The organism is Archangium sp. (genome assembly GCF_057119385.1).
In genome coordinates this window covers 1-10,231 of sequence record NZ_DBNGVP010000205.1, presented here as the reverse complement: position 1 = coordinate 10,231, position 10,231 = coordinate 1, and the positions used below count along the sequence as shown (strand labels likewise).

Annotated in this window: 11 protein-coding genes; 3 read left to right on the top strand and 8 right to left on the bottom strand. The window is 71.3% G+C overall.

Going from position 1 to position 10,231, the window contains the following annotated elements:
- The first annotated feature begins 3 nt into the window (after positions 1-3).
- Together AC16DP_RS46850 and AC16DP_RS46845 are read left to right on the top strand one after the other, a co-directional pair.
- Complete coding sequence (locus AC16DP_RS46850; protein ID WP_329726311.1) at positions 4-2,007, top strand: SpoIID/LytB domain-containing protein; 2,004 nt, start codon at positions 4-6, stop codon at positions 2,005-2,007.
- On the top strand, positions 1,988-2,680 hold the full coding sequence (locus AC16DP_RS46845) for a hypothetical protein (protein WP_329726310.1): 693 nt from the start codon (positions 1,988-1,990) through the stop codon (positions 2,678-2,680). The genes AC16DP_RS46850 and AC16DP_RS46845 overlap by 20 nt, the downstream gene beginning before the upstream one ends.
- Here the strand turns inward: AC16DP_RS46845 and AC16DP_RS46840 are convergent.
- Complete coding sequence (locus AC16DP_RS46840) at positions 2,659-3,270, bottom strand: 2OG-Fe(II) oxygenase (protein WP_329726309.1); 612 nt, start codon at positions 3,268-3,270, stop codon at positions 2,659-2,661. The two genes, AC16DP_RS46845 and AC16DP_RS46840, sit on opposite strands and share 22 nt — an antisense overlap.
- Positions 3,271-3,311: 41 nt before the next feature.
- Here AC16DP_RS46840 and AC16DP_RS46835 point away from each other — a divergent pair, with 41 nt between their 5' ends.
- A complete protein-coding gene (locus tag AC16DP_RS46835; protein ID WP_329726308.1) occupies positions 3,312-3,932 on the top strand; it encodes a DUF4230 domain-containing protein in 621 nt (206 codons plus the stop codon).
- Between the two features lie 113 nt (positions 3,933-4,045).
- On the opposite strand, the gene AC16DP_RS46830 is transcribed toward AC16DP_RS46835, so the two are convergent.
- From AC16DP_RS46830 to AC16DP_RS46800, 7 genes are all read right to left on the bottom strand, one after another.
- Positions 4,046-5,293, bottom strand: coding sequence for a tetratricopeptide repeat protein (locus AC16DP_RS46830; RefSeq protein WP_329726307.1), 1,248 nt, complete (start codon positions 5,291-5,293; stop codon positions 4,046-4,048).
- A gap of 33 nt (positions 5,294-5,326) precedes the next feature.
- Positions 5,327-5,944, bottom strand: a complete 618-nt coding sequence (locus AC16DP_RS46825; RefSeq protein ID WP_329726306.1) for a TIGR02265 family protein — start codon at positions 5,942-5,944, stop codon at positions 5,327-5,329.
- A 73-nt stretch (positions 5,945-6,017) separates the two neighbouring features.
- Positions 6,018-6,632, bottom strand: a complete 615-nt coding sequence (locus tag AC16DP_RS46820; RefSeq protein ID WP_329726305.1) for a TIGR02265 family protein — start codon at positions 6,630-6,632, stop codon at positions 6,018-6,020.
- A gap of 19 nt (positions 6,633-6,651) precedes the next feature.
- Positions 6,652-7,275 carry a TIGR02265 family protein gene (locus AC16DP_RS46815; protein ID WP_329726304.1) on the bottom strand — a complete coding sequence of 208 codons (624 nt, stop codon included), beginning with the start codon at positions 7,273-7,275 and terminating at the stop codon, positions 6,652-6,654.
- Between the two features lie 325 nt (positions 7,276-7,600).
- Complete coding sequence (locus tag AC16DP_RS46810; RefSeq protein ID WP_329726342.1) at positions 7,601-8,269, bottom strand: HAD family hydrolase; 669 nt, start codon at positions 8,267-8,269, stop codon at positions 7,601-7,603.
- Between the two features lie 2 nt (positions 8,270-8,271).
- Positions 8,272-8,898, bottom strand: coding sequence for a TIGR02265 family protein (locus AC16DP_RS46805; RefSeq protein ID WP_329726303.1), 627 nt, complete (start codon positions 8,896-8,898; stop codon positions 8,272-8,274).
- A gap of 138 nt (positions 8,899-9,036) precedes the next feature.
- Positions 9,037-10,231: hybrid sensor histidine kinase/response regulator (locus AC16DP_RS46800; RefSeq protein WP_483957096.1), on the bottom strand; the 1,195-nt coding region annotated here is incomplete at its 5' end.

Below are 10,231 nucleotides of genomic sequence, written 5' to 3'. Positions count from 1 at the left end.
GTCGTGCCGCTCGGACTGCTGTTGGTGCTGGCCGTGGCCGGAAGCACGCCCGAGCTGCGCACCCGGCTGGCCGAGCGCGCCGAGGCCCTGCTGCCGGACGAGGATGACGCGGCGGCGGTGGTGGACCTGAGCACCGGAGAGCTGGTGCTGGCCCATCACCCCGCCATCCTCACGCGCGCCTTTCCGCCCGGCAGCGTGCTGAAGCTGGCCAGTGCCTACGCGGCGCTCGACTCCCACCGGCTGCCCGAGGGGCCGCAGCGCTGCACGGGCCGCGCGGAGATTGGAGGCCGGGAGCGGACGTGCTGGCTCCGCCCGGGCCACGGGCGCATCGAGCTGACGCGGGCGCTGGCGCTCTCCTGCAACATCTACTTCCACGCGCTGGGAGACGTGCTCGAGGGCGAGGCGCTGCTGCGCGCCCTGCGCGACTTCGGGCTCGGGAGGCCCACGGGCGCACTGCCCGGAGAAGAGAGCGGCGTGTTGCCCCAGGCCCTCTCGCGCGAGGACCGGATCCGCGTGGCGGCCGGGGACAGCGAGCGGGTGCAGACGACGCCGCTCCAGTTGCTGCAGATGGCGGCGGTGGTGGCGGGGCGGGGACAGGCGCGGAGCCTGGGCGAGGTGGGAGGCCGGCAGGGGCCGCGGCTCGGGAACGTGGCGGCGGTGGAGGTGCTGCGCGAGGCGATGCGGCAGGCCGCGGAGAGCGGCACGTTGGAGGCCACGCGGCTGGGAACGCTGGAAGGCGCGGGGAAGACGGGCACCGCGCGCTGGGAGAAGGGCTGGCACACGCACGGCTGGTTCATCGGGTTCGCGCCGTTTCGTGCGCCGCGCTTCGCCGTGGTGGCCTTCGCCCGGGAAGGACGCGGAGCCCACCAGGCCGCGCAACCGGGGACGGAGCTGTTGAGCCTCGCGCTCGGGGGTGATGCGCCGAAGACCACGCCCTGGGAGCGGCCCCCGGGCCACCTGCGCGTCCGCGTCCTGGAGAAGCTGCGCCCGGTGCGCGCCACGGTGATGACCAACAACGGCGGGCGGCTGCGCTGCGATGGAAAGACGCTGGACCTGACGGGCGCCACGGCGGAGATCGACCAGGGGCTGCTGGACCTGGGCCGGCCGGACTGGCGCTGCCGCGAGCTCTACGCGCCGGGAGAGGGAGTCATGGTGCGGCTCGGTGCCATGACGCGGCGGTACCGGGGAGCGCTGCGGGCCACCGTGCTGGACGGGCAGATCGCCCTGTTCAACGAGCTGTCCGTGGAGGACTACCTCCGGGGCGTGGTGGGCAGCGAGCTGGCCGGGAAGCCGGAGGCACTCAAGGCGCAGGCCATCGTCTCGCGCACCTACGCGCTCGCCGGGCGCAACCGGCACGAGAAGGCGGGCTACGACGTCTGCGACCTCACCCACTGTCAGCTCTACCGGGGCCGGCAGGACGAGCGCGCCGAGGTGGACAAGGCGGTGGAGGCCACGCGCGGGAAGGTGCTCCGGGGACGCAATGCCAGCGAGCCCCTGGCGCCGGCCTATTTCCATTCGAGCTGCGGCGGCGCCACGAGCACGGCCGCGAGTGTCTTCGGCTCGTCCGAGTCCTCCAGTGCGGTGGAGGATCGGCTGGGCACGTCCGGACCGCTGTGCGCCGCCTCACCGCACCATCGCTGGCACTTCGAGGTGTCGCGGCAGGAGCTGGCCCGGGCGCTGGGGATTCCCGCCGAGGGTCCGGCCTTCGAGGTGCTGCGCAAGGACAGCGGAGGCCGTGCCTTGGAGGTGCGCACGTTCGGCGTGCCGCTGTCGGGCGAGACCTTCCATGCCCGGGTGGGGCGGGTGCTGGGCTACCAGACGTTGAAGAGCCTCGCGGTGAGCGCGCGCGAAGCCGGCGGCAAGGTGCGCTTCGAGGGGCGGGGACTCGGCCACGGCGTGGGGCTGTGCCAGTACGGCGCCACGGAGTTGGAGCGGCGCGGGTACACGTACGAGAAGATCCTGAAGCACTACTTCCCGGAGCGCACGCTTGGCGCACCCCCTCCTTAGCGTGGTGATGAGCGCGGTGTTGGCGGCCGAGGTGCAGGTGGGCGCCACGGTGGTGCGGCACGAGGAGGGCGCGGAGGGCGTGGCCACGCGGGTAGCGCGAGCGCTGGAACGGGCACGCCAGTCACTGCCGCCCTTCGTGGGGACGGAGGTGCCGGAGGTGCGGGCGGCGCTGTCCGAGTCGGTGGACGCATTCAGCGCACGCACGGGCCTGCCTCGCACCGCCGCGGCCGGAGTGGTGGAGGGCGAGGTGCTCTTTCCGCCCGCGCGGGTGGTGGACCGGATGGAGGACCTGGGCGCGCTCACGAGGCACGAGGTGGCGCACCTGGCGTTGATCTCCCATGCGGGGCCAGCGCTGCCCCGATGGTTCGTCGAGGGGTTCGCCACGGCGCTGGTGGAGCCGGGGCCCACCGCGAGCGGCCCGGAGGACTGCCGGGTGCTCACGGCGGAGTTGCTGGAGGTACGTCCGGAGGTGCGGGAGCGGGCCTATGCGCGAGCGGCGGCGCTCGCGAGGCGGATTGCCCGCGAGGCTGGTGGCGTGGAGGCGCTGTGGAAGCAGCTCTCCGCGAGGCCCGATGCCCGCGCGTTCTGGCGGATGTACCTGGGAAACAAAACGATCCGGGAGCACGCCTGCGAGCCCCCTCCACCGAAGCGTTACCCCGCGTTCCGCCCGTAGAACCACGCGGTGAGCGCGAGCCGGGGACCGTGCGCGGGCAGCACCTCGTGCTCGATGCGCTCGCTGAGGAACACCACGAGCCGATCCAACGTGGGCTCCACGTCCACCGGGCCGCGCTCGGGGTAGATGCGCAGCAGGCCCCCGTGGGCCGGCACCCAGTCCGGATTGAGGTAGTAGAGCGCCGTGACGCGCCGGTTGGACTGCCCGGGAAACGCATCGAAGTGGCGTGCGTACCTCGCTCCCTCGCCGGGGTACCAGGCGAGCTGCAGGTCGAACCGCCCGAGCCCCAGGTACGCCTCGGCCGACAGCGCCTCACCGAGCGCGGCATACGCATCCCGCAGCCGGCTGATCGCCGAGCCCCGCTCCTCCTCCTTCACCCAGGTGATGAAGTCGCCTCGGGTGTCCCGGTCCAGCGTGTGGTCCGCGCCCCGGCGGATGCCCGCCGGACGCAGCTGGCCGGCCTCGACGCGCGCCCTCGCCTCGGCGTGGATGGCTCGGGCCTCCGCCCCCCCGAGGAAGGACGCACGGGTGAACCATCCCTGTTCACCGAGTGATTGGATTTCTTCATCCCGAAGCGACAGCGGGCTCATGGCTCGGCGAACCCTACCCCACCCTGGCTAGAATGGGGCCCATGCTGCGTTTCATCTCGCGGGTGTTGCTCGTCCTCGTCGCATTGATCGCCGGGGCCGTGGGCTCGTTCCTCTTCCTCCGCCCCAAGCCCCCTGCCCTGCCCGATACGCCAGCGCTCGTCACCCGCGTCCGCGAGGTCGCCCGGCTCGAGACGCTCCAGGTCTCCCTCTACAAGAAGGTCGAGTTCTCTCCCCAGCCCCAGGCCACCGACGCCCTCTGGAAGGACGTCATCAACTGGGCCCGCTACTCCATCAACACCCCCATCGGCCGCGCCATCGTCTTCGCCGACGTGCACTTCGGCTATGACTTCAGCCGCCTCGATGGCTCCGCCATGCGCATCCAGGGCAACCGCGTGGACGTGGTGCTGCCTCCCCTGGAGGTCAAGGTGGAGCTCAAGCCCGGCGAGACGGAGATCATCGGATCCAACCTCGACAGCGCCCAGACCACCCTCCTCCTGGAGAAGGCCCGCGAGGCCTTCGAGCGCGAGGTGAAGGGCGATGCCCGATTGAAGGAGCGTGCCCGGCGCTCGGCGGAGAACACGCTACGCGTACTGTTCCTCTCCGCGGGCTTCCGCGAGGTGAACGTGGTGGACGTGCTGCCTCCTCCGGCGACCGCGGGGTAGGAGAACGGGCTCGGATACCCTCACCCCGTCCCTCTCCCGGGGGGAGAGGGGATATGCCCGCGGAGATATACCCGCGGAGATGGGCTCACAGTGGATTCGCGGGGAAGGTGCTCTCACACGGCGGCGAGGGTGCCACCCTCGAGGCGGAAGAGGCCCGGGATTCCGTCCGGCGCACCTCCCAGCCGCGCCAGCGCCTCGCACGCGGAGGCGTCCGACTCGCGGCACACCAGCGTGAACTCCCGCCAGCCCAGGTGCACTCGCAGCGGCACCTCTCCCGCGTGCAGCACCAGCCGTCCGCGCTGCTCCGCCGTGAGCAGCCTCGCCCCGTCGTACCCGTCGCCCCCCGCCACCGCCCACAGGCCGCTGAACGTCTCCGCGAGCACCACCTGCCCCTCGTCCAGCACCACCGGCCTCACCGGCGCGGGGTGGGCCTCCAGGTTGCGCCACGCCAGCGCATCCACCTCCTCCGCGGACAGCCCCGCCGGCTCCAACGCATCCCCCGGCAGGTAGTGCACGAACTCGGCGTCCTCCAGGACGTAGAACACCGCGAGCCCCGCGGGCCCCGGCCGATGCAGCGCTCCCGCCGCCTGCGTCTCGAAGCCCCCGGGCCTCAGCACCGGACGCAACCGCGCCTCCAGCGTGCCCGCATCCACGGCGGGCCCGGACAACCCCCGCAGCCGCGCCACCAGGCCCTCCACGTACGTGCCCAGCTCCTGCGAGCCATCGCGATAGGCCGCGTACAACGACGCCACGTCCACCCGCCCCACCTCGCCCGAGGCCAGCTTCACCAGCAGATCCTTCCCCTGCCTCCGGCACGCCACGCCGGCCCGGTGCAGCGCGGCCAGCAGCGCGGCGGTGAACTCCGGGCGCAACGCCTGCACCCGGGGCGCGGGCGGAGACGGCACGTCCGCGGCTTCCAGCTCCGTCTTCAGCAGCCGCGCCTCCTCGTCGAAGGGATCTCTCCGCAGCACGTCCGCCACGTACTCCCGTGCCCGGCCGTGCTCCCCCCGCCGCAGCGCCAGCACCGCGAGCACCTTCTGGGCCTCGGGGTCTCCCGGGTTGAGGACGAGCGCCTCGCGCAGCACCGCCTCCGCGTCGCCCATCCGCTCCAGTCCGAGCAGCGCCCGCGCCAGCCCCAGCCGCACCTGCACGTCCTGCGGAAAGTCGCGCCGCAGCGTCTCCAGCAGCCGCAGGGCCTCGCGCTCCGCACCCGCGTTCACCAGCGCATGCGCCACCGTCAGGCGCAGCGTGGGCCCCGGCGTGTTCCGTGCCGCGCCACGGAGCGCCTCCAGCTCCGCGTCACTCAGGGTCTCGCCAGCCTCCACCTTGCGGCGGAGGCGCTCCAGGGAAGTCGGGTCCACGGCGGCAGTCTAGCCACGCCCCGCCCCCGCGGCTCACTCCCAGGTGAGCTCGTATTCGCCATCGAGCGCGCCCGTCTGGCGTCCCACCACCCGCACGTTCCGGGCCCCCGAGCTCTCCACCAGGACCTCCAACACCCCTTCCATGAAGGGGAGCGGCATGAACTCGCGCTCCATGCTCCAGTGGAAGCACGCCGGGCCCGCCCACCGCGTCGTGTGCTTGCCGTAGCTCAACCCCATCCGGAAGCCGACGTGAGCCCCCTCCAGGAGCCGCTTCCTGTCACCGCCCGCCAGCATCAGCATCAGCCTGCCCGCGTGCGAGCACAGGAAGGCACTCGTCCCCTGCCGGCCCAGCAGCCGCAGGGCCCTCTCGCTGCCCCCATGCCGCGCGGCCAGCGGCTCCAGGCAGAGCGCCATCATCTGGAGCCTCAAGCGGACGGGGTAGCGGAAGAACTCCACCGGCTGCTCGTGCCCGCAGACCTCCCGGCAGCGCCGCACCAACCCCTCGTCCCCGAGCACGCGAATGGCCTCCAACGTGCTCCGCAGGAACGCGCCCCACGCGGTGTCCGCGGGTGTGGCCAACGCCACGCGCTGGGCCAGGTCCCGTGCCCAGACATCCCCGGGAGGATCCGCCGCCTTGGACTCCATGCCCATGCTCAGCCCCCTGACGATGGGACCCACTTCCACCGCACCAGGAACGAGCCGTCCAGGCAAGGGTCACTCCCTCTCACTGCCAGGAAATGTCGTACTCACTCTCCAGCATGTCCGTCTGACGCCCCACCACCTTCACCTTGCTGGCATTCAACCGCTCGAGCATCGCCACCAGCATGCCCTCGTGGAACGAGGGGGGCATGAAGTCGCGCTTCATGGTGAAGCGGCAGCACTGAGGCCCCGTCCACCGCACCGAGCGCTCGCCCGTCATCGACATCCGGTACGTCAACGGCAGGTTGTTCACCAACCGCTTCGGCTCGCCGCGCACCAGCACCTTCACCGTCCGGCCGGCCTCGGACTCCAGGAAGTCCATGGCCACGCAGTGCCCCATGCGCCACAGCGCCTGCTCCACGTCCGTGTGTCGCGTGGCCAGCTCCGGCATGGCCACCGACAGCATCTGCAGGTGCAACCGCATGGGGTAGTTGAAGAAGTCGAAGAAGCGCGCCTGCCCACACGCACTGGCGCTGCGCTTCTCCAGCGCCTCGTCCCCGAGCGCCCGGATGGACTTCAACACGCTCTGCAGGAACAGCCCGCGCGCGATGTCCTCCGAATTCGCCAGCGCCATGCGCTGGCCCCAGAACTGACCACCGTCCCGGGGGGACACACTCCACGCCATCGCCGCGCTGCTCATTCCCCGCTCACTCCTGGTCTCACTGCCAGCAGAAGTCACACTCACTATCGAGCCCCCCCGTGGGACGCCCGCTCACCTTCACCTCCCGCCCGCCCCACATGCTCAGCGACATCTCCATCACCCCCTCGTGGAAGGGGTGGGGCATGAAGTCGCGCTTCAAGATGAACCGGCCACTCCGGGCGCCCGTCCACTTCACCTCGTACTGCCCGAAACTCACCGCCATGCGGTAGGCCATCGGCAGCGAATACCCCAGCTGCCTCGGGCTGCGCGGCGTCAGCGACAACATCACCTTGCCCGCCCCCACCCGCATGAAGCGGTTGGCCACCAGCCGCCCCAGTTGACGCAGCGCCTCCTCCGCGTCGCCGAACGCCTCCGCCAATACCGGCAGCGCCGTGCTCACCATCTGGCAGTGCATCCGCGCGGGATAGCTGAAGAAGTCCAGGAACTCGGATTCCCCACACTCCTCCACACACCGCTGCGCCAGCGAGCCGTCCCCCACCGTGCGCAGCACCTCCAACGTCCCGTTGAAGAGCATGCCGCGGATGGTGTCCTCCGAGGTCGCCAGACACATCCGCCGCTCCAATTCCTGCTCCCACGTGTCTGCCTTTTCCCACCTGGTGCGTGCGCTGATGGTCACGGCCATGTGTGTCCCCCTTGGCAGGAATCAGCCCGGCTGCTGAGGAATGTCTATCCTAATTGTTTCAGGACTTGCTGTCAGCAGGGGGCATCACGAATGAGCCCGTCCTCCGAGGGAAGAACGGCCCCCGTACCTCGTTTCGTCCACTCTCGTTGTGGGATTGTGCTGGCAGCGCACACTCCATCCCTGTCTATGAAAGCTTTCAGTGCTGCAATGCTATTCACGATTCCGGTGTGATGGGATTCAAACAGCCCCGCCGGAGAAAAGGGCCGGGAGCCCGCTCCCCACGGGCCGAAGTCCGTGGTGACCCGGCGGGTGGGGTCCTCCCGACTCAGCGTCCGCCGAAGAGCAGCCGCTCGAAGTCTCCGGGGAGGGAGGCGAAGTCGGAGGTGACCCAATGGGCTCCGGCCTCGCACAACACCTGCGCGGGTGTGAGCGTGGAGACACCCACGGCGATCATCCCCGCCGCGCGCGCCGCGTGGATGCCGTGCACCGCGTCCTCGAAGACGACACACGCCGCGGGGTCCACATCGAGCGCCCGCGCGGCGGCGAGGAAGAGGTCCGGCGCCGGCTTGCCCCGCGTCACGTCCTCGGCGCCCACCACGTGGGAGAAGAAGGGGCGCAGCTGGAGGCCGTCGAGCACGAAGGCGCGGTTGGGGCGCGGCCCCGCCGAGGCCACCGCGAGCCGCAGGCCGGCGCCGCGCAGCCGCGTGAGCAGCTCCCGGGCCCCGCGCACGGGCACCATGTGCGGCGCGTAGAGCGCGCGGTAGTGGGACTCCTTCTGCTCCGCCAGCCGCGCCAGCTCCTCGGGAGGCACGGGCCGGCCGAGCAGCGCGGGGATGATCTCCTCGTTGCGCCAGCCGTTGAACTCGCGCTCGAAGCGCTCCGCGGGCGTGTCCACGCCGAGCGAGCGGGACAGGGCCACCCACGCCTGGATGTGGAAGCGCAGGTTGTCGACCAGGGTTCCATCCAGGTCGAAGATGACGGCGGCGGGCCCCATGCTCACGCCACCCACGAGACGTCGTAGTCGCTCTCCAACGTGGAGAGCTGCTGGCCCACCACCCGCGCGCCCCGTGCGTGGGCCTTCTCGAGCACGCCCAGCAGCAGGCCTTCCTGGAAGGAGGCGGGCATGAACTCGCGCCGCATGGTGAGCCGGCAGCTCGTGGGCCCCATCCACACCACCGAGCGCACCCCGAAGCTCACCGAGGCCCGGTACATGGACGGCATGTTGCCCACCATGCGGTTCGTGTCTCCCCCGGCCAGCAACTGGAGCGCCAGGCCCGCGGTGGAGGACAGGAAGCACGCCGCGGCCCCACGGCCGAGCAGCCGCAGCGCCTCGGAGATGCCGCCGGAGCGGGCCTCCAACATCCGCGCCGCGGTGAACACCATGCGCAGGTTGGCGCTGACGGGATAGGAGAAGAAGTCCACGAGCTTCTCCTCTCCGCTCACCCGCTGACACCTGCGCACCGCCTCCTCGTCCCCCAGGATGCGCACCGCGTCCAGCGTGGCCCTCAGGAACATGCCCCGCGACGTGTCCGCGGGCGAGGCCATCGCCAGTCGCTGCTGCAAGTCCTCGTCCGAGCCCGGGGGAGCAGGCACCCACCAGCCCCGCTCATCGACCCTCTGCATGCATCCCCCCCCGCGTGTCGAGGCACCGAGCATGTCCACACTGTAACCCTTCCGCCCCTCTTCGTCAGGCACGCCTCCTGTCTGTCATTGAGTTTGAAGAAATACATTCCCGGTGTGGCTCTCACGCGGGAGGTGGGGTCACCGCGCCCCCCCCCCGGTCGCGTGTGACTCGGACTGGCCGAGGAAGTCGTCCAGCGCGCCCACGTCGATGGGCTTGCGGAACACGGCGTCCACCAGCGCGAGGTTGGCGCGGTTCTGCCCGCGCACGTCCATGCCCGTGACGATGGCCAGCAGCGCTTGCGGCGAGCGCTTGCGCAGCTCGCGCGCCACCTCCCAGCCCGACATGTCCGGCATCACCGCGTCCAGCAGGGCGGCGTCGTACCGGCGCTCGTCCCACATCTTCAGCGCCACGTCGCCGCTGTTGGCCACCTTGACGTCGTAGCCCTCCTCGCCGAGCACCTCCGCCATCATCCGCGCGTTGTCGGGGTCATCGTCCACCACCAGCACCCGGCGCGTCTGCTGGAAGCGCCGCGGGCCCACCGCCACCTCCCGGCTCTCCCGCGCCCGTGCCACCTCCTCCTCGGAGCGCGCCAGCGGCAGCCGCACCACGAAGGCGGCCCCGCCCTCGGGCAGGTTCTCCACCGTCAGCTCTCCGCCCCAGCGCTGAACCTGGTTGCGCGCCACCGCCAGCAACAGCGAGAGCTGCGGCGCGCCCGCATCGCGGTTGAGCGGATCGAACACGCGCGTCATGTCCTCCGCCTCGTACGGCGTGCTGGAGTCCGCCACCCGCAGCGTCACCCACCCGTCCGCCTCCCGCCGCGTCTCCACCAGCACCCGCCCGCCCTCGTCGCTCAACCGCTCGCGCTCGGCCAGCAGCAGGTTCACCACCAGCTCGCGGAAGAAGCCTGGATCCGCGCGCACCGCTCCCGGCTCGCCCAGCCGCTGCTCCACCGTCACCGGGTGCTCGCGGCCCTCCAGCTCCGCCCGCGCCAGCTCCAGCGCCTCGCGCACCGTCGCGTCCACCTGCACGTCCGACAGCTGCTCCTCGGTGCGCTGGACGTTGAACTCCTGCAACCGCGCCACCAGCTCGCCCACCTGCCCCACCGTCTTGTCGAGCGCGTCCAGGTGCTCGGGCTTGAACTCGCGCCGCAGCAACGTAATCCGCAGGCGCAGCACGTTGAGGAAGTTGTTGAGCGCGTGCGCCGCGCCACTGGCCAGCTGCCCCAGGGCCTGGGTGCGCGTGCGCTGCAGCAGCCGGCCCTGCAGCCGCCGCACCGCGTCGTTGGCCGTCATCAGCGCCTTCGTCTTGGTGGCGGCCTCGGTGCGGTCGGTG